This window comes from Pleionea litopenaei (genome assembly GCF_031198435.1).
GTDB lineage: Bacteria > Pseudomonadota > Gammaproteobacteria > Enterobacterales > Kangiellaceae > Pleionea > Pleionea litopenaei.
Genome location: NZ_CP133548.1, coordinates 2,446,995 through 2,467,339, shown reverse-complemented (window position 1 = coordinate 2,467,339; position 20,345 = coordinate 2,446,995). Strand labels below are relative to the sequence as shown.

Here is a 20,345-nt window from a genome sequence, read left to right as displayed (position 1 = left end):
GTTGCTAAGCAATGTTGAAGCAATTTGTCGAAAATGTACGCTTCCAAAATTTTATTATCGCAATCATTGTAATTAATGCAGTGATTTTAGGGTTAGAAACGTCTCCACAAGTAACCTCTAAGGTTGGTGGTCTACTCACCGTAATAGACACTATCATTCTTGGCATCTTTGTTATTGAAATAACCCTTAGACTCTACGTTTACCGATTTAAGTTCTTTCGAGACCCATGGAGTTTATTTGATTTTTTTGTGGTGGTCGTTTCATTAATCCCAGCGAGTGGTCCCTTTGCGATTTTACGAGCACTCCGTGTATTGCGAGTTCTGCGATTAGTTTCAGTAGCGCCGAGCATGCGGTCGGTCGTTTCAGCTTTGATTCAGTCGTTACCGGGCATGGGAGCAATTGTTGCATTACTTAGTTTAATTTTTTATGTGGCCGCGGTTATGGCAACAACATTATTTGGAGAAAACTTTCCTGAATGGTTTGGTTCTTTAGGGAATAGTTTATATACGCTGTTTCAAATTATGACGCTAGAAAGCTGGTCAATGGGTATTGTACGCCCAGTGATGGAAAAGCAACCAATGGCTTGGTTGTTCTTTGTTCCTTTTATTTTAATCGCAACGTTCACCATGCTTAATTTGTTTATCGCCGTTGTTGTTAACGCAATGCAAACTAAGCATGAGATGGAGCAAGGTAAAAGTGACCGAGAAGTCATAGAAGAAGCGCACGACGAACGGGAAATTCTCTATCGAGAAATCATGCATTTGCGCAAAGAAATGCGTGTGTTGAATAAAAAGTTAGAAGGTTCGAAGGTTAATACCGAAAAGTGAACATAGCAATGTCTGTTGAAGTTTATTTGCCGCCAACGGTTGAAGCAGACATGCCAGCCGTTAAGCGAGAAAAATTGGGTAAAACCTTATCGATTATTGCAGTTATTTTACAAATTGGAATAATCGGCGGGTTAACCACGTCATTAATATTGATGCTACAGCTGTTTCAGTCAATCACACTGAACGGTAGCGGTGATGCTGGACGAATGAGCATGGGTCTCAGTGGTGCATTAGTGCCTTTGCTTCTCGGTATGATTGTTGCTCTTCCGGGTCTTTTTATTGCTTCAATTGCTTTATTTGTTTCGAGCTATCGCTCTAAATACACAAACATCTACTTCACGATTTCAGGCATATTTTGGTGCCTTGCCATACCGGTCGGTACTTTGTTTGGTTTAATATTTTTAGTCATACTGATCATAAAATGGCGCCCCAACCGTTCAAAATGATTTATTAATGACAAGAAAAAATCATTGAGCAAAATCTTGTCGACCAATAGATTCCGCAATGAATTAAACTTGAGCGTTAAAACCATTTCTTACGTTTGAGATAAATTATTTCAATCACTGCGATTACCAGCAGTATCGAACAGAAAGTCCAAAATGCTCGGTCAGACTCCACACCTGGCATTCCGCCAATATTAATACCTAGCAAGCCGGTTAAGAATGATATCGGTAAAAACACCGCCGTTATAATCGAAATTAAATAGAGGTTGCGATTAACCTTTTGAGTGAGTTGATTGTCTTCTCTGGTCTCTAACATCTGACAGCGCTCACGCAGCAAGGCTAACTCTTCAGCTTGATAAGTGATGTTGTCTTCTATCTCAAAAAGCTGCTCTTTTAGATCGTCTGAGGCCCAACTGCAGCTAATTTGTGAAAGCTTTTTAAATACATCTTGCTGCGGAGAGATGTAACGCCAAAGTCGCGCTGCGACTTTGCGAATATCTTCTACTTTATGAAAGTTAATCGCCTGATCTTGCTCCGCTTTCTCTTCGATATCATCAAGTTGATTCGCGAGTTGAATAATTTGACTTTCAATTCTAAGAACGATCTCGTTTAGAAGCTTGGCAAACAGTTCTTCAACATCGAGTGTTGTATCAATGCTTAATGATTGTCTAAGTTCAGATATGGCTTGCAATTTTCTATTTCGGAAACAGATTAGCTTTTGGCCATCGAAATATATTCGCAAGCTGACCATGTCTTGTGGTTCGGAGTTTGGGTTGAGGTTAATACCGCGAATAAACAATAATAATTGCTCATTCTTGGTTATCCAAAGACGTGGGCGAACATCTGGGTCAGTTAATGTAGCACCATGAGTTTCCGATAAACTTAACGTATCGATGATACGATCGGCTAATATTTTATCGCGATAATTAACAACCGCCCAAAGCGTTTTTTGCTCAGCATCAAATTGAGAAAACTCTGACGAAATCCATTGTGAATCTCGAGTGAAGTAAAATGATTCTCCAGCCGACATAAACTACTCCTTACGTGTATCATCGCTGCGAATATGCAGATCGCGTTGTGGAAAGGGTATTTCGATATTGTTCTCTCGAAAAGCCGCATCGATTGCAAAGTTCAATTCACTGCGAACCTTATGAAGGTTAGCAATATCGTGCAAGAAAGCGCGAATTTCGAAATCAAGGCTACTGTCACCAAAGTTGCTAAAGATAATATGAATTGGGTAGCGATCTTGATCTTGAATTAAATCGGAATGATTGCTTGCAATGTTAAGTAATATCTCTTTGACTTTGTCGGTAGGGCTACCGTAAGCGACGCCAACCGGAATTTTAATCCGACCAATTCGATCGTTTAACATCCAGTTGGTCACTTGATTGGTAATCAAATCAGAGTTAGGAACAATAATGTCTGCTCGATCGAAGGTTTGAATTTCTGTGGCTCGAATACTGACTTTTTTAACCAAACCTTCCGTCGAACCAATAACAACCCAATCGCCTTTTTTGATTGGACGTTCTATCAGTAAAATTAGCCCGGATACGAAATTACTCACGATATTCTGTAGGCCGAAACCAATACCAATTGAAAATGCGCCAGCAACCAACGCAAGGTTCTGCACGCTAAAACCAGCAATGGATAGGGCGACTAGTGCAGAGGTCACGACTGCACTGTACCAAAAGATAGCCGCCATAGCTTCGTTGGCATTGCTGTCATTATTGCGAGTGACGCGATGCTCTAAAAAAGATTGCAGTATTTTTGACAAACTGAGCAGAAGACCAAAAATCACGATGCCAGTGACTAATGAGTAGATCGATATATTTATCGTGCCAATCGAAAAGTCATTTTTAATTGCAAAAGCGAGTTGGTCTGAATAATACAAAGGTAATCCAAGCAGTGGCAACTGAGTAATAAATATTGTAAGAAAGACATAGGTTGCGAGTCCCCAGTTTACCCAACTTCGACCCGGTAACGTATCGAGGTTGCATTGCGCAACTTTTACCCACTTTAAATAGGTCATAAGCTGATAGGCTTTTCCGACCAATGACGGTAATGCGCGATAAATTAAATGAACAGTTTGCCAGCTAAGACGAATAACTAATAGCGACAAGGTAACTTGGTGACTGATGGCGTGATAACCAAACAGGTCGAGAAGTAACAATAAGCTTGTCGCTGAATAAAACCAGTAGTTTGCCGTACTAGAAAGGTGACGAAACAGTAACCGATAACAAATTAGCCAAGCCACAAGCATCATCGAATCAAAATGGTAGGGCGTTACTAATATAGGGTTCGAATTTGCCGCTAAAAAATGATTATGAGTAAGTGTTAGTGTGCCCACGACCATGGTTGTTGAGATAAAGTAAGGCCATTTAAAGTTTGCCTGCCAACTAAAGAACAGCAAGCTGGCCATAGTAATACCAAACCAATACTCGAGTGTAGTCGAGGCCTTATTGTCGTAAAACCAAAGTAATAAATACCCAAGGAACCCAATACCTAAGATTGCTGTAGTAACCCAATGCGATTTGAGCGAAGAAAACTTATCGCTCAGCAATTTTAGTAGAATCCAAAACACTGCGTAAAAAATAATAGAGGCCAACGCTAAAGTGAGGGATTTATCTGCGAAGATCTTTTGAATGCTGATGGTTGAGTCATTGCTTGAGTGATCACTAAATACACCACCCAAGCGAGACTTATAGCGTTCGAATGAATAGCGATTCAGTTGGCTATTCAATTCTTGCTTTAATGTGTCAATCTGATCAGCCATGTCTTCGCATTGAGCAAGTAAAGCCGCTTCTATCTCTGAAATAGACTCGTTGCTTCCGGCTTGGTGAGATTGAATGCAAGCACTGACACGCCCAGAACTTAAATTTAATTGAAATAAAATATCTTGCAACTGCTGCTCAGTTAGTTGCTGACCCAACTTGGTGGTTAAAGCTGAAATGGCTTGTTGTTGCTTCTTTACATTATCAGTATCTATTGGCTCATCGTAGTTTATTGCCGCAAACGACAGTTGGCAAAACACCGTGCTCAATAGAAGCAATCGTCGAAGTAAATCCATAAGTCTATGATGTCATTAAAATTTGCGTGTAAATATGGTGGAAGGTTTTACCAAAAATAGCAAGTAGCACTTGGCAGTAAGCGGGCTTTTGTTCATTGCCTAACTGATTGGCGGCCTACTTCGAAGGAAGACTTTTGAGATAGGCATTCTAGGATAAGAATGGTGACACACAGCCAGGCGCTTAGGAGAACGTTTACCGTACCAGAAAAAGTATCAGAAAAAAGTGCAGCAAAAATTTATGAATAACTTAGTTGCGTCAGAACCTTTTGAGTGAAACTGCTTCGTAAGTAAAAGCCCCGTGGTAACGTTTGGGTGATCTCTCCGTCACTCCCAACCACATCGGTAAGCACCTTAGAATTAGCGGCCTTGGGCCGAACTTGTAACGCTTGACCAAACCGAGCATTTAATTGCCCAAACTTACCTAAGCAAACCTTCTCCATGGTTTCTTCCCAATCATTTTTTAATATTTGCCACTCATCCGCAGAAGGCCTCCATAAAAGGGGCATGCCAATGATTCGTTGGTTTAACGGTGAATTGGGGTGAACGATGATGGGCATCCAGAGAACATGCTCCAACTTCTTTTTCACAATGCTCGTTTCCCACTGCTCGCTCGCCGGTTGATGAAGGTTGACCACACTGACAAAGGTTGATTCTAATGGTTTTCCTAACGGATTGATTGGAATGGTCTTTAGCTCTACTCCCAGTTCTGGGAAATCAGGTTGTGGCAAAGAACCCGATGTCGCACCTAAAAGATGTTCAATAAACTGTCCGATCCACCCTTTCTCAAGTAGTAAGTGATCGGGAAGCTGCGCTCGAAACTCTTCTGCCAACTGGGCCAGACTTTTACCAGCTAGCTTTTCAGCACGCTCAAGCAGTTGCTCAATGGATTGTGGTGGGGTTACTGTTGTCATTGAAATCTCTGAGTGGACTATCGATGAGTCTCGGTAAACTCGTTCTAAACGCTCCGTAAACTATGACCAATCCAACACTGGCCAGCCGCACTGGTTAGCAATTGAGTTTAGTCTCTGATCGGGATTGACGGCGACCGGGTCGGAAACGAAGTTTAGCAAGGGGAGGTCATTATGGGAATCACTGTAAAACCAGGTTCGCTCACTTGGTAGCCGCTGCTGTTCTCTGCAGAAACTGAGAAATCTGACCCGCTTGCCATCTCGAAATGCCGCAGGGAAAGCCGCTGTGGGTTGCAGTGGGCTAGCGATTAAGTGGTCAATTGGTAAGCACTGCAGAGACCAGTTTGCTAAGAATTCATTGGTGGTGGTGACGATTGCGAGCAAATGGCCTTGGTCTTTATGCCAATAAACTTGTTTGATGGCGGCAGTGCTCAGTCGTGGCCGAATCATCGTATCTCGAAACTCTTCACCCAATTGCGTTAGTTCTGTTGTGCTTAGTCGGCTGAGCGTTTGAGCGCAAAATTGCAAAAAAGCATTAATGTCGAGAGAGCCGGTGAGATAGTCTTGATAAAAGCGATCTTTGGGTTTTTGATAATCTTGTTGAGTCACTTTATGTCGCGCGAATAAAAGATCGCCCCACAACGGATCACTGTCTCCTTGCAACAGGGTATGGTCGAGATCAAAAAGTGCAATCGCCATTACTTCAGTTTCCTCATTTTCGGTGTTTCCGACTATTCTAACCAATCCTTTCTCAGAGATTATGGACATTTTTGTTTGCTGAAATGCAAAACTTGTGGTTGAATTAATTTAACAAAAATTTAACTGGTAATTATAAGTGATTGATTCAGAAGGATTTCGTGCCAACGTTGGCATAATCGTCTGTAATGAATCTGGTCAGTTACTTTGGACGCGTCGTGCTGGACAAAACTCCTGGCAGTTCCCCCAAGGCGGGGTTAATGAGGGCGAGACACCGGACGAAACCATGTTTCGTGAACTCTATGAGGAAATAGGTCTCAGTCGTCAGGATGTAAAAGTGTTGGGTTCAACCAAGAATTGGTTGCGCTATCGACTACCCAGTCGTTACATCCGACACGACAGTGTTCCATTGTGCATTGGTCAGAAGCAAAAATGGTATTTGCTTAAATTAACATCAGATGACAGTCGACTCGACTTCGCGACAACAAACCACCCTGAGTTTGATGATTTTATGTGGGTAGGCTATTGGTATCCGTTGCGCCAAGTTGTTGCTTTTAAGCGAGAAGTTTATCGACAGGCATTGCTCGAGCTGTTGCCTATGGTGCACGAACAACAACGACTGCAACGGCAGAAGCGAGGTCGTCGTCGGCACCATCATCGCAGGCCACAAAATGGATAATCGGAGTAAAATTAACTTTATATGAATAACCGATTTGGAAAGCTATGCTAGAGCGATTGCGGCAAATTACTCAAGAAGTTAATTTGGCTAGCGATACACAGCAGGCTTTGCAAATCGTTGTTCGAAAAGTTTGTGAAACTCTGGGCATTGAAGTTTCTTCTATTTACCTTGCAGACTACCAAACTCAGCAGCTTGTATTAATGGCCACAGAAGGCCTTAATCCCAAAGCTGCTGGGGTACTTCAATTGAATTTCAATCAAGGAATTGTTGGACTAATCGCGCAACGAGAAGAGCCAATAAACCTTGAAGATGCCTCAAGCCATCCTAATTTTCATTATTTTCCTGAAGCCGGAGAAGAACCGTTTCAAGCTTTGCTTGGCGCACCCATTATTCATCAGCGTAAAGTCATGGGCGTGTTAGTTGCTCAGCAAAAACAGCGGCGTAAGTTTTCTGAGACCGAAGAAAACTTTTTAGTGACCTTAGCAGCGCAACTCGCCGGAATTATTGCTGAGTCGAAAAAGCGCGATAAGTTAAGTGATCACAGTGGGCAGTATCATGTTATTCGTAAACTCGATGGTTTTCCTGCCGCTGCCGGTATTGCCATCGGAGAAGCCGTGGTGTTTTATCCTCGAGCTGACCTGTCTAGTATTCCCGATAAGCAAGCAAAATCGCAGAGTGCGGAGTTAAAACGCATTAAAAAGGCGTTTCGCCTAGCACGAAAAGAAATTGCAGCGATGAAAGCGCGAATGGAAAGTGCATTAGGAGAAGAAGAACTTAGCCTGTTTGATGCCTATGCGCGAATTTTGGATGAAAACGGCTTACAAAGAGATGTTATCGAACAACTCGATTTAGGTCATTGGGCTCCGGGTGCGCTACGACGAGCCGTCGAGCAACATACTCGCATTTTTGAAACCATGGATGATCCTTATTTTCGCGAGCGAGCCAGTGACTTAATTGATCTAGCGCGTCGAGTTTTAGTTTATTTAGAAGACGATCAAACCGCGCGACCTAAGTTAATTCGGCAAGCTATTCTAGTCGCTGAAGAAATTACTGCTGGGTTGTTGGCGGAGCTCCCTACGGAGAAAATTAAAGGTATGGTGTCAATGAATGGCTCGCCCACTTCACATGCGGCCATTTTAGCAAAGGCGCTGGGTATTCCTGCGGTTTGCGGACTCGACAATGTTCCTATCAATCGTTTTGAAGGCCAAGAAATTATTCTTGATGGATACAAAGGATTAATTTATCTGTCGCCGAATGAATCGTTAAAAAAGCAATACCAACAACTCATCAAAGAAGACGATCTGATTAGCCAAGACTTGGAGCAATATACTAACCAAAAGGCCATTACCAAAGACGGAGTTCACTTGCCATTGATGGTGAATGCAGGTTTGATTGCGGACTTCGAAAAAAGCTTGGACGTTGGTGCCGACGGTGTTGGTTTATATCGCACGGAGATCCCTTTTTTAATGCGCGAGCAGTTCCCTAGTGAAGAAGAGCAAATTAGAATTTATCGCGCAGCGTTGCAAGCTTATCAAGGAAAAAGTGTTACTTTTCGCACCCTCGATATTGGTGGCGATAAACAGCTTTCTTATTTTCCTATCGAAGAGGCCAATCCATTTTTGGGTTGGCGAGGAATTCGAGTTACTTTAGATCATCCTGAAATTTTTCTGGTACAAGTGAGAGCCATTCTGAAGGCGTCGCAGGGCTTTGATAATATCCGGATTTCTCTTCCAATGATTTCGAGTGTCGAAGAGGTTGACGAAAGCTTATGCCTTATTGATCAGGCATTTTATGAGGTTCAGCAAGAGCAACCACAATTGACTTGGAGAAAGCCTGAAGTTGGCATTATTTTAGAAGTGCCGTCGGCGATGTATCAAATTCCAGCCATTGTAAAGAGAGTCAATTTTATTTCGGTCGGAAGCAACGATCTCTCTCAATATTTGCTAGCGGTTGATCGTAACAATACTCGCGTTAGTTCACTGTACAGTAATTATCATCCTTCAGTGATTAGAGCCTTAGCATTTATTCGACAACAAGTGGATGCAAACACAACGGGTCTGTATTTATGCGGTGAAATGGCGGGTGATCCTATGGCTGTTTTAGTCTTACTCGGTATGCAGTATGATGCATTAAGCATGAATGCTCGCAGTATCCCTAAAATTAAAAAAATCGTGCAAAACTTTTCATTAGACGAAGCGAAGGCAATAACCGAGCAAGTATTACAGACGGATAAAGCCAAAGATATTCACGATATCCTTTTTCAAAATTTACTCAGTAAAGATTTAGCCGGCTTAGTTAGGGCCGGTCACTAAGTCTTGCTCAACGAGTATCATTCAGCCGCTGAGCTTTTTAACTCCGTAATTAAATGTTCCGTATCTTGGCACTCGGTACAGTTATTATCTGCAAATTGCCAGACGTACTGTGCTTTTTTGAGAGCCGACAGAGCTTTATCATCTTGTTTCTGAAGTTGGTATAGGAGCGCAAGTTGATAATTAATACTGGGATGATAGGGCCATTGAACCAAGAACTCTTCAGCAATAGTTATTCCCTCTTGGTATTGTTGTAAATGCCGTTTTTCGTATAAGATTGAATCAACTAATAAAGCATGCATTTCTACATCGTAGGCTCCAATCTTTTTAATATCTTCTAGTGCCTTTTCATACAATTGAAGTGCTTTATTGTGATCACTTTGGAGCGCAGCTATTCGTGCTTTACTAAAGGTAATTAAGTACTCAAGGTTTTCCATCTTAAACCGTTCAAGTATCGCTTCAACTTCAACCAAATCTTTGTTTGCAGCGTCAACATTGCCTTGATAAATGTTTAAAAATAAGCTCCCAATTTTCGGGAAATTTTTCATTGAACTGTCCACTTGATCTTCTAAGCTAGTTAGTAGTTCAGCGGCTTCCTGTGATTTTCCTGCATCGACATAAATATGCATTTTAGATAAAAAGGTTCCGAAAATCACATCGATCGATTGAGTAACGGATTGCATTGCAGATTGAAACTCGATGAGTTCTTGATAAGCTTTTTGATACTCACCGCGGAGGTAATAATAGCTAACTTTGTGTCCATGCAATAAGCTGAATTGTCGAGGCGCCTGTGCGATCAGTTCTGCTTCACGATATCGTTGTTCCGATTTTTCAAAATCACCTTGTCGAGTTGCCAAATCGGCAAGCGCGAGTACGGGTGTTACTTTATCAACTTCAGTTAATGCTGCCTGTTTGTATAGACGCTGTGCTTCTTCAAGATTGCCGAGTTGCGATTCGATATTGCCCTGTGACAATAATGGCGTATAAGAGCGCGGGCGCAATTCGCGTAATTTTTGATACATTTCTCGAGCTTTCGTAAGCTCTCGTCTCGCTTCAAACAGTTTGCCTAAGCGATTGTAAATATCTGGTTGAGCAGGATTCAATTCCAGTGATTGTTGATAGAGTTGTATCACTTCGTCAAAGTTATTCGACTTAAAACTGAGTAGTAATGCTAGACGTTTTTTCGGTAAGTAATCATCTGGGTAGAGTTCAATCCAAGTGCGATAAACATTATTTTGTTCAGTTATATTTCGCTCAGTGGCATAGATTGCTGCCTTGATGGTAAAGCGTAAAGGTTCGGTTAGCTTATAATTTAAAGCTAAGGATTTCTTTAAATAGGCATTACTTTCTAACAGCTGACCTTGGCTAATTAAAATCTCGGCCAGCTCTAGATAAGCTAGAGCAAAGTTCTTATCAATATCGACGGCGCGTTTGATGGCATTTATTGACCCTTGAATATCGTTATCGAAAAGATTAGCATTTTTTCCTTCAATAAATGCTTTCAGTGCGTCGATATCGCCAGTAATAAAGTCGGTTAAAGGGATTTGATTGAGCAAACGGTTGGTTGTCTCATTAAAAGGTGCTTGTTGTGTGATAAAGCCGACGGCTTGCTCGGCTAATTGAAAAACGCTATCAGAAAGTAGCGTTTGTTCTGCGATTAGTTGTGTACTACTCGTTTCATACAAACTCAGATGCAACTTAAACTGGTTGTTTACTTTATCTAAAGAGCTTTTAAGAAAGTATTGTAAATCAGCATCTTGGGCCACCGATTTGGCCAGAGATAATGGAACGTCAAGTCCATCTGTAAAGCCTGCTCGTTGAACTTCCCAGAAATAATCAGAATTATAAAAAGAGTGAGCAACCACTGTGGGATCTTGCCCCAATTGTGTGGCGATAAGATAGGGAATGGCGTAACTAAGCCATGACTGTTGAACGGTTGGCGTTGGCGTAACGAACATGACGCCTAACTTAGTAATATTTCGTTGAGCAACGACTTCAGAATTTAGGGAGATGGGGGCGGTTGCTTGAACAACCTGAGTATTTGTGTTGGGTTGCATGGTGGCTAACCAACCGATCACTCCGACTAGTGCAATCGCATTAATTGGTAAAACAACTTTTTCTGTTTTTCCCCACTCATCTTTGCCAGGTGCCCCATGACGCCAAGTTAAGACAACGACTGCAGGCAAAAGCGTTAACATGGTTGCAAGGAGATAGTCGACAAGTCGATCACTGAAACCATAACGTTCAGTAATCATTCCTGAAAATTCCATGAGAGCAATAGTGGCGCCCAAGTAAACGCCTAAGATTTGAATCACTCGGCGTTTTAATATTTCTTTTATTAGATTAAACGAGGTCTGTTCAGCCACGTTAAAATTCCTTAACTATTTGTATCATTGAAGCTTGCGAATCAGTCGATTGACTTATGTGATATAAATTACTCGAACTGAATATTTGTTGATATAGCCTTTTGCCAAACCAAAATAAAGTTGTTCGCAGGCATATCGTGTTTTTCCACAAACATCAGATCCGCTTGTCGAGCTAACGCTTCTAAATCGACGTAATCTCTTAGACCCATTTCTGGATCACGAGACTTTAAATGTTCATCGAATGCTTGATTGCTTTCACTGGTAAACTCACCACAAAAATTAAACGGACCGTAAAGACAGAAATAACCATTGATATCAAGGTGCTCGCCGACCCCAGCAAAAAAATCTTCAACCATTCGCCAGTGCATAATATGACTGGTATTAGCACTAAAAATACCATCGAACTTTGTCTCTGGCCATTGTTTCGTCACATCTAACTCAATCGGGGCGACTAAGTTAGATAAATTACTCTCGGCTAACCACTGCTGAATACCTTCATGATAGGAACGTTGATCACTGGTATGCCATGTTAAATGAGGAAGGTGTTTGGCAAAGTGAACGGCATGTTGACCTGTGCCGCTGCCAACTTCTAAGATTTTAGACGCTTTATCAAAATAATTTTGAATGACATTAAGAATTGGATCACGATTATTTTCGCACGCTTGAGAAAACGGTTTAGTCATCGAATATTCCCGAGTATTGAATGTTTATATGCTCAATAGAGCCGTTGGCTTGATCATCTCTATGTTGATCTGCCGCCGCTGAGTACGTCTGCTCGTAAAAGTCGGATTGATCTACCTGTGACAATATCAGAGCCGTTGAGCGGGTTCCATAGTGTTGGTTATTTAATTCGAAAGGCTTGATAAATGGTGACGCCAGTTGCTGCTCGAGGCTTTTAGGAACACCTGTTTGGGGCAGCTGTTGCACAGGGAATTGCTGTTGCGCTTGGGCCAATGACATTAGCTCTGAAACACGGATTTTACGTTGGTTAATGAGTGGCTTTAAGCGATTTTGCCAGAGTGTCATTTTCGGCCAGCTGTCAAACAGATGACCATTACTCATTGCGTAAACGCCGGCTTTTAACCGCATAAAAGTATCTTGAGTATTGGCATAATAGAGTACGTCTGATTGATTTGCTTCACCAGCGATCAGATTAAATCCGGCATAGTCGAGGCGTTCTTGGCGAATTGAGTTAAAAAGCTTGCTCAGTGGGTATTGGGTATCCATTAATTGAGTGACCAGCTCTCCGCGCGAGCGGTTGGCCGGCTGAGCTTGCCCGCTTCGATAATTTGTCACGGCAGCCCATCGACCCGTTTGATGCATCGCTAGCCAACTTCCGCCTGCCGACAAATCACGACCACCGTAAATCATAGGATGATCATGCCACTGTTGCAGTGGTGCGGTTGGCCGGTGAAAAAATTCGTCTCGATTCGCTAACAGGATTAATGGATAATCGGCCCTTTGGGCAACGGCAAAGGCTATGAGACACATACACAATCAAAAGGTTAATTGCTGATGGAATGGTTAGTGTACCTGATAATTGGTGCGGTTGCAGGGCTTATGGCAGGACTTCTAGGCATTGGTGGTGGCTTCATTATTGTGCCTGCATTACTGGTTTTACTGCCTTTGTTTGGCGTCGATAGTAGTATTGTTATGCAAGCCGCCGTCGGCACGTCACTAGCCACCATAGTCGTGACTTCACTTTCTAGCCTGTTGGCGCATCATCGTAAACAATCAGTCGACTGGTGGATGGTGAAACGGCTCGTGCCAGGCATTTTTATTGGGGGACTTTTGTCGGGTTGGGTAGCTGATTCTCTGAGCAGCGACACGCTTGGTATTATTTTTGGGTGTGGCTCGCTGGGCATGGCGTTTCAAATTTGGTGGGCAAAACAACCACATCAGGCGCGCACCACGCCAGGTATGGTGCAAGTTGCGGGAGTTTCTATGGCGATAGGAACCGCGTCTGGCTTGGTTGGCATCGGTGGTGGGAGTCTGATCGTTCCCTATCTGCATGTTCTCGGTGAAAAAATTACCCGTTGCATTGGCACCGCCGCAGCTTGTGGATTGCCCTTAGCCGCAGCAGGCGCGCTGAGTTACGCCATTATGGGCAGCCATGCTCCTATGCCAGAATTCTCACTGGGCTATATCTATTTGCCCGCATTTTTAGGTATCATTGTGGCTTCGATTGTTACCGCCCCCATTGGCGCAAAACTGGCTCACCGGTTACCGGCACAAAAACTCAAAAAGCTGTTTGCACTGTTCTTATTGTTTGTAGGGGTTCGAATCATTTATAAATTTTTAGGGTAGAGGTGTTATGGAATTTCCCTACATCGATCCAGTGATCTTTCATATTGCAGGGCCTGTTGCCTTGCGTTGGTATGCATTGGCTTATCTAGTTGGCTTGGGCGCAGCTTGGTGGTTTGGTGTTAAACGAGCGCAACGCCCGGGCAGTTTGTGGACCAGTGAAGAAATTTCAGACTTTGTCTTCTATGGCTTTTTAGGCGTGGTTATTGGTGGGCGATTTGGCTACGTACTCTTCTATCACTTCGATTTATTTTTACAAAATCCGTTGTACTTATTCAAAATCCATGAAGGCGGTATGTCTTTTCATGGTGGAATGCTGGGGGTGGTTGCTGCATTCGGGTACTTTGCTTGGCGTACTAAAAAGTCGTTTTGGTCGCTGGCTGACTTTATCGCCCCGCTGGCTCCCATAGGGTTAGGAGCCGGACGATTAGGAAACTTTATTAATGGTGAATTGTGGGGACGAGAAGTCGGCGACCCAGATTTTCCATTAGGTATTCGCTTTACCTGTAATCTTGAAAAAGCCCCGTGGTACACCGGTTGTGACACTGAAAATCTATTACGTCATCCATCGCAACTATATGAGTTTGTACTGGAAGGCGTGGTGCTGTTTATTATTTTGTTTTGGTTCAGCGCGAAACCTCGCCCAAGAAAAGCTGTCGCCGGTTTATTCTCTCTCGGATATGGTAGCTTTCGCTTTTTCGTTGAATACTTCCGCGAGCCCGATGAGCACTTGAAGCATATGGCCGAATGGTTAACCATGGGGCAGGTGTTGAGTGCTCCAATGATTTTGTTGGGAATTGTTCTTTTGGTATGGGCATACCGAGATCCCATTTACGATCATGAAGAAGCAGAAAAACTCACTAAAAAGTCAAAGCAAAAAACTCAAAAAAAGAGCAAGGCCAGTTAACTCGATTATCAACTAAAGCAGTGGTTGGAGAACGTTGATGAAGCAATATTTAGATATGATGAGCCATGTACTTGAACATGGTAATGATAAAGGTGATCGTACGGGCACGGGTACTCGCAGTGTTTTTGCTTATCAAATGCGCTTCGACTTACAGCAAGGGTTCCCATTAGTGACCACCAAAAAGCTTCATCTACGCTCAATTATTTACGAGCTGCTTTGGTTCTTAAATGGCGACACCAATATTCAGTACTTAAAAGACAATGGCGTTTCTATATGGGATGAGTGGGCTGATGAAGATGGTAATCTTGGACCTGTATATGGTGAGCAATGGCGCAGCTGGAAAAAGCCAGATGGCACGACGGTCGATCAAATCAGTAACGTTGTTGCGCAGATAAAAAGTAATCCGAATTCTCGACGACTCATGGTAGTCGCCTACAACCCCGGTGTCGCTGACGAAATGGCGTTACCACCCTGCCATTCTTTGTTCCAGTTTTATGTTGCGAACAATCGCTTGTCTTGTCAGTTGTACCAGCGCAGTGCCGATATCTTTTTAGGTGTTCCTTTTAACATTGCATCTTATGCCTTATTAACCCATATGATTGCTCAGCAATGTGACTTAGAGGTCGGTGAGTTTATCTGGACCGGTGGTGATGTGCATTTGTATTCCAATCACTTTGAACAGGCAAAATTACAACTTTCAAGAGAGCCACTGCCATTGCCTAAATTGAAGATTGCTAGAAAACCAAATGATCTTTATTCCTACGAATTTGAAGATTTTGAAATTTTAGATTATCAATCTCATGCACACATCAAAGCGCCTGTCGCAGTGTAACTAGGACGCCTCTTATGCAACAACCCATTATTTCTCTTGTCTGTGCCATGGCCAATGATCGAGTCATAGGACTTAAAAACCAAATGCCTTGGCATTTGCCAATTGATTTACAGCATTTCAAGTCAGTGACTATGGGTAAACCCATTGTTATGGGAAGAAAAACGTTTGAATCGATTGGCCGCCCTTTACCTGGCCGAAGGAATATTATTATCACTCGCAATAAAGATTATGCTGCAGATGGCATTGAGATTGTTAATAGCTTAGAAAGTGCTTTGGAATTATTGTCGAGCGAACCAGAAATAATGATTACCGGAGGAGGCAATGTTTACTCTCAAGCATTGCCATTAGCTGACCGTTTATATTTAACGTTTATTGACTTAAATACTCAAGGTGACGCATTTTTTCCAGAATTCTCAGAGTTAGATCTAAACTTGATCGAAGAGTCAGTACACATTGCCGATGAGAAAAGTCCTCATGACTGCCGGTTCGTTACTTATGCGGTCAATAAAAACACTAATTAATTATGAGCTTTGATTAACCGTGATTAAGTCACTGAGAAGTTGATAAAGCTTTTCTCGAATAATGGGTTTTGCAATGTAGTGATTCATTCCGGCTTCATCAGCAAGTCGAACATCATTTGGCATTGCATTGGCGCTCAACCCGATGATGGGTGATTTTATACCGAGCTCATGCCTTGCTTGTCGAGTAGCCGATAAGCCATCAAGCACCGGCATTTGAATATCCATAAAAATCAAGTCAAAAGTAGACTGCTGCAAAAGCTCAAGGGCTTCCTTTCCATTATTAGCAAATACTAAGTTGGCCCCCGTTGGTTTCATAAGTGCCTTCATTACTAGCTGATTTGTTAGATTATCTTCTGCAATTAAAATATTAAAATGGTGCAGTTCAGGAGTCGACTCAGCCATCGGCAATTCAGTCTTTACATTGCCTTTTGCGACTTTTACCGGTAACTCGATGGTAAACGTTGAACCATGACCTAATTCACTTTTAACACTAATTGTTCCTTTGAACAGCCGAACGAGATTACTAACGATGGATAATCCAAGCCCGCTTCCACCAAAGCGACGAGTCACGTTGCCGTCGGCTTGTACGAATGGTTGAAAAAGTTTTTCAATGTTGTCAGATGAAATTCCAATGCCGGAGTCTGATACGATAAGCACTAACTTATAATAATCATCTTCGATTGGCGTCGCGCGAATGTTAATCGATACGCTCCCAGATTCAGTGAATTTTAGAGCGTTACCAATTAGATTGGTAATGATCTGTTTGAGTCTAAAGGAGTCGAGTTCAAATACTTCAGGAGCATTATTGGAATATTGAAAATTTAAAACAATGCCTTTTCGATCAAAGTTGCTTTGAAAGATATTAATGACTTCTTGCACTAACGCCTTCACGTTACTAGGAGTATGTTCTAACACTATTTTATTGGCATCAATCTTCGATAGATCCAATATATCATTTAAGATAGACAGTAATGAAAGAGAGGATTGTTTAATATGTTTGATATAGTCTTTTTGTGTTTCATCAAGGTTGCTTTGCTCCAACGATTGAATTAGACCGATAATTCCATTCATTGGTGTTCGTATTTCATGTGACATATTCGCCAAAAACTGACTTTTCGTTTTTTCTGATTGTTCAGCTTTCTCTTTAGCGACCATTAATGTATTAATCTGCGTCTCAATGGTGTCGCGCATTGAATTTAAAGCGTTGTTGATTTGTTGGAACTCTGAAAAGCTGTATTTCTTTTGTTGTGGTGAATAGTTTCCTTGCGCTAGATGATCGGCGGTTTCGATAACTTGCTGTAACGGAGTACTTAAGCGCTTTATTAAATTATTGATAACCCAATAAACTAAAAGTAATCCTCCAAGACTGATAATAATCATGATGACAATTGATTTAAATACTCGATTTAAATAGTAATGTTTGGGTTCATTGAGTTGGATAGATAGCGTGCCAACACCATCGCCTAGTTTTTCTAGATCACTAACGTTGGTCACATTGTTTAAATACTCGACACTGCTTTGGTTTGTATTATAAACGCTCTCGATAATTTGCTGTCTGAACAATAAATCAATTCGACTATTCGCGTGAACGTTAGTTTTTGCGAGACTGAATTGAATTAAGTCATTTACTGGTAAGGCAGCTAATAGTACACCTGTCTTTTGATACGGTTGAGTGATTGAATTAGAAGAGGTTACCAGTGGTGAAACAAACCAAATATACATAGGATTAGATTCGTTTGCATTGGTCAGAACGAGTCGGGGAAGTTCATTGGTTTGAGCTTGATTTAAAATGGCTAGCGCTCGTGAAATAATGGCGTGTTCTTCAAGATGAAACGCCTCTACCGGAAATGCTTCATTGACACTTCCATCGCTATTAATAACTAACGTGTATTTTAAATGTGATTGAGCCACTAAACTTTGCAGTTCTTTAACGGCCATCTGAGAGTAACCGATATCTACGGGCAAGTGGGTAATGTGTTGGGTACGAATAGCTTTATCGACCAAGGATTGATGACGAAAAAGAAATTCTCGTGCACTCAGTGAAATCGAAGTCGATTTCGCACGATTTTCACTTTGCGCAAAATCAATGGCTGAGTTGAAATAGGTGTGTACAAAATAGCTCGTAATCAGCAATAGCGCGATAAGAACAGCAATGTTGATTCTTAGCTTTAATATTGAAACAAAGCGTTTAGCCACTTATTGATCCTTTTGATGGGTCAACGGGCGAATCGCCTTTTCAGCGGTGCTTTGCATGTATTGAGTCGTTTTCTGAGCGTCCCATTTGCCACTCCCAAATCGAGTAAATCCTTTGAGCAAAGCTTCCCATACAATCGACATATTTTTGTGACTTGACATTGGTAAGGTATTTTTTAATGTGTCGAATAGTAGCGCTTCGTTATTATTGGCTTTACTTCTTACTTCTTCATAAACATCTGGTCTTGCGGGTATATCGCGAAGGTTATACCAAAGTTGGCGCTGAAATTCTTTCGACTGAAGATAGTTCGACAATAGCTTTAGCGCTTCGCGTTTTTCACCTTGCAACGAATTATTTGGGAAGGTCGCTGCTATCGACGAATAATAGGCACGCATTGGTTGACCTTTGATTTGAGGCAAAGCGGCTATGCCTAAATCATCACCAAGAACCGATGAGAACTTTTTATAGGCCCATACGCCATTAATGGTGTAAGCAACCTTACCATTGCTAAACTTTTCTTCGACGCAGTCGTACGGACAAACGCTATCGACAACATTGGTGTTCCTTAGTTGCCAAACAAACTGTAATGCATGTTGTACAGACTCAGTGTCTAAATTCGGCCAGTTGTTGACCATGGGAGCTTCGCCAAAGGCGGTAATAAATGGAACAAACCAATACATTTCCATAAAGCTCCAACCGATTAATTCAACGTTGTTGGGTAGCTTATTTGCTTGAGCGAGAAGTTCTGACCAATCACTGGCTGGGGAACGAATCAGTGATTTGTTGTAATACATTAATAAATGATTGCCGTTGACTAGCGGAATACCATAAATATGTTTATCTAGAGTGACCGTCGATAAAGCTTCAGGATTAAAATTCGAGTCTAACCAAGGTAGAGGAATTTTTGAAAAGTTGGCATAACTCGATAGTCCAATATTATCCGACGGACAAATGATGACATCCGTTGCATCACTTAATTGATTGATACGAATTAAACGACTCTTCAGGTCCGCTTGATCAATCCAATGGATATCGAGTTCGATACCTGATTGCTTTGTAAATGGAAGCAATAGATCGGCAAACGAGCGATTTTCATGAGTAAAAACAATTTTGATCGGTAATTGCGTTACAGACTTTTGAGATAACGTCTCAGATTGAGTTTGCTCTGCCTTGATACACCATGAACAACTGATTGCGATTAACCAGAAAACGTAACGCATTCGCTGTAGCCTATTGATTATATGAGCATTTATTGTAGCGTTTTTTGAGAAAATTACCATTTTGAGATTCGACTGGTGGTTGCGACAGATTGATCTATATTTTAGAAAGTTGCTTCGACAATTTAACATACTTTTATTTGAGAACAACGGACACTTTATTGACCTGACTCAAAACCTGCCATCTAAATCATGCGCAAAATGCATCCCTTTTTGGCGACGACTAGAGCGAATCAATTATGATCAATCATGCAATTACTTTATATGAAGATGACTATCACAAATGTTTAATGTTTTCTGACTTGGTTAAAGGTAGTGGCATACAAGCCAATCAGTTTATGATTGTAGACCGCGGGCGAGCCGCCATGATCGATCCGGGCGGTGACCTAACGTTTGCATCCTTAAGCATTGCCATTGCGAAACAAGCTTCGCTTGATAATGTCGACTTTATTTTTGCCTCGCATCAAGATCCCGATATTATTGCTAGCCTGCCTAAGTGGATCATCAAGACACCCGCCAAAGTGGTCACCTCGAAATTATGGTCGCGGTTTTTGCCGCATCTGGTTCCAGGTTATTTGACCGGACAAGACGGTTTAAACCTTGATGAGCGAATGATTGCGCTTGATGATCAAGGTGATGTTATTAATTTAGGACAATCTAAAATTGTCGCTGTGCCCGCGCATTTTTTGCACTCAGTGGGGAACTTTCAATTTTTTGATATGACCAGTCGAATTCTATTTTCTGGCGACATGGGCGCTTCTTTAGTTGATGGTAGTGATATGGAACCCGTTGAAGATTTTGACTCGCATGTGCAATCCATGGCTGGATTTCATCGTCGTTATATGACCAGTAATCGGGCCTGTCGGATATGGGCTCGTATGGTTCGAGAAATGAAAGTTTCAATGATTGTCCCGCAGCATGGTCGACCTTTCAAAGGCGAGCAAATGCAGCAGTTTTTAGATTGGATAGAAAATTTAGAATGCGGTGTCGACTTGTTAACCGAGCAAAGTTATCGGCCTGTGTATAATGTGCTTCAACAAGCCATTTAGTCGTACTTTTAATGCGTAAACAGCCA

General features: G+C 41.9%; 18 protein-coding genes. 9 read left to right on the top strand and 9 right to left on the bottom strand.

Translation table 11 applies throughout. From position 1 onward, the window contains the following. Positions 1–11 precede the first annotated feature (11 nt). Both Q9312_RS11110 and Q9312_RS11105 read left to right on the top strand, forming a co-directional pair. Complete coding sequence (locus Q9312_RS11110) at positions 12–827, top strand: ion transporter (RefSeq protein ID WP_309200917.1); 816 nt, start codon at positions 12–14, stop codon at positions 825–827. Positions 828–835: 8 nt separating this feature from the next. Then, entirely contained in the window at positions 836–1,273 is a 438-nt protein-coding gene (locus tag Q9312_RS11105; RefSeq protein WP_309200916.1) for a MotA/TolQ/ExbB proton channel family protein, read from the top strand. 76 nt (positions 1,274–1,349) lie between these two features. Here Q9312_RS11105 and Q9312_RS11100 read toward each other — a convergent pair whose 3' ends face one another. The 4 genes from Q9312_RS11100 to Q9312_RS11085 form a co-directional block, all read right to left on the bottom strand. Beyond that, complete coding sequence (locus Q9312_RS11100) at positions 1,350–2,300, bottom strand: CorA family divalent cation transporter (protein ID WP_309200915.1); 951 nt, start codon at positions 2,298–2,300, stop codon at positions 1,350–1,352. Between the two features lie 3 nt (positions 2,301–2,303). Then, the gene (locus Q9312_RS11095; protein WP_309200914.1) at positions 2,304–4,337 is read right to left on the bottom strand and encodes a mechanosensitive ion channel family protein; all 2,034 of its coding nucleotides are present in this window, start codon (positions 4,335–4,337) and stop codon (positions 2,304–2,306) included. Between the two features lie 236 nt (positions 4,338–4,573). After that, complete coding sequence (mutH, locus tag Q9312_RS11090; protein ID WP_309200913.1) at positions 4,574–5,248, bottom strand: DNA mismatch repair endonuclease MutH; 675 nt, start codon at positions 5,246–5,248, stop codon at positions 4,574–4,576. A 60-nt stretch (positions 5,249–5,308) separates the two neighbouring features. Continuing rightward, positions 5,309–5,944, bottom strand: a complete 636-nt coding sequence (locus Q9312_RS11085; RefSeq protein WP_309200912.1) for an HAD family hydrolase — start codon at positions 5,942–5,944, stop codon at positions 5,309–5,311. 136 nt (positions 5,945–6,080) lie between these two features. Between Q9312_RS11085 and rppH the strand changes: the two genes are divergently transcribed. After that, positions 6,081–6,620 carry an RNA pyrophosphohydrolase gene (gene rppH, locus Q9312_RS11080; RefSeq protein WP_309200911.1) on the top strand — a complete coding sequence of 180 codons (540 nt, stop codon included), beginning with the start codon at positions 6,081–6,083 and terminating at the stop codon, positions 6,618–6,620. Between the two features lie 44 nt (positions 6,621–6,664). Next, a complete protein-coding gene (gene ptsP / locus Q9312_RS11075) occupies positions 6,665–8,932 on the top strand; it encodes a phosphoenolpyruvate--protein phosphotransferase (RefSeq protein ID WP_309200910.1) in 2,268 nt (755 codons plus the stop codon). A gap of 17 nt (positions 8,933–8,949) precedes the next feature. On the opposite strand, the gene Q9312_RS11070 is transcribed toward ptsP, so the two are convergent. From Q9312_RS11070 to Q9312_RS11060, 3 genes are all read right to left on the bottom strand, one after another. Then, positions 8,950–11,295, bottom strand: coding sequence for a tetratricopeptide repeat protein (locus Q9312_RS11070; protein WP_309200909.1), 2,346 nt, complete (start codon positions 11,293–11,295; stop codon positions 8,950–8,952). Positions 11,296–11,363: 68 nt separating this feature from the next. Further along, the gene (locus Q9312_RS11065; protein WP_309200908.1) at positions 11,364–11,978 is read right to left on the bottom strand and encodes a DUF938 domain-containing protein; all 615 of its coding nucleotides are present in this window, start codon (positions 11,976–11,978) and stop codon (positions 11,364–11,366) included. Continuing rightward, positions 11,971–12,786: an NRDE family protein gene (locus Q9312_RS11060; RefSeq protein WP_309200907.1), complete on the bottom strand. Its 816-nt coding sequence runs from the start codon at positions 12,784–12,786 to the stop codon at positions 11,971–11,973. The genes Q9312_RS11065 and Q9312_RS11060 overlap by 8 nt, the downstream gene beginning before the upstream one ends. 24 nt (positions 12,787–12,810) lie before the next feature. Here Q9312_RS11060 and Q9312_RS11055 point away from each other — a divergent pair, with 24 nt between their 5' ends. Genes Q9312_RS11055 through folA form a run of 4 tightly spaced genes read left to right on the top strand, consistent with a single transcriptional unit; the run spans position 12,811 to position 15,859 of the window. Then, a complete protein-coding gene (locus tag Q9312_RS11055; RefSeq protein ID WP_309200906.1) occupies positions 12,811–13,602 on the top strand; it encodes a sulfite exporter TauE/SafE family protein in 792 nt (263 codons plus the stop codon). 7 nt (positions 13,603–13,609) lie between these two features. Next, positions 13,610–14,506: a prolipoprotein diacylglyceryl transferase gene (gene lgt / locus Q9312_RS11050; protein WP_309200905.1), complete on the top strand. Its 897-nt coding sequence runs from the start codon at positions 13,610–13,612 to the stop codon at positions 14,504–14,506. A 37-nt stretch (positions 14,507–14,543) separates the two neighbouring features. Further along, on the top strand, positions 14,544–15,338 hold the full coding sequence (locus Q9312_RS11045) for a thymidylate synthase (RefSeq protein WP_309200904.1): 795 nt from the start codon (positions 14,544–14,546) through the stop codon (positions 15,336–15,338). Between the two features lie 14 nt (positions 15,339–15,352). Continuing rightward, positions 15,353–15,859, top strand: coding sequence for a type 3 dihydrofolate reductase (folA, locus tag Q9312_RS11040; RefSeq protein WP_309200903.1), 507 nt, complete (start codon positions 15,353–15,355; stop codon positions 15,857–15,859). On the opposite strand, the gene Q9312_RS11035 is transcribed toward folA, so the two are convergent. Together Q9312_RS11035 and Q9312_RS11030 are read right to left on the bottom strand one after the other, a co-directional pair. Then, entirely contained in the window at positions 15,860–18,055 is a 2,196-nt protein-coding gene (locus Q9312_RS11035) for an ATP-binding protein (RefSeq protein WP_309200902.1), read from the bottom strand. Continuing rightward, positions 18,056–19,273 carry a sugar ABC transporter substrate-binding protein gene (locus Q9312_RS11030; protein ID WP_309200901.1) on the bottom strand — a complete coding sequence of 406 codons (1,218 nt, stop codon included), beginning with the start codon at positions 19,271–19,273 and terminating at the stop codon, positions 18,056–18,058. 236 nt (positions 19,274–19,509) lie between these two features. Between Q9312_RS11030 and Q9312_RS11025 the strand changes: the two genes are divergently transcribed. Beyond that, positions 19,510–20,319 (top strand): oxygen-binding di-iron domain-containing protein, encoded by an 810-nt coding sequence (locus Q9312_RS11025; RefSeq protein ID WP_309200900.1) that lies wholly within the window; start codon positions 19,510–19,512, stop codon positions 20,317–20,319. Positions 20,320–20,345 lie beyond the last annotated feature (26 nt).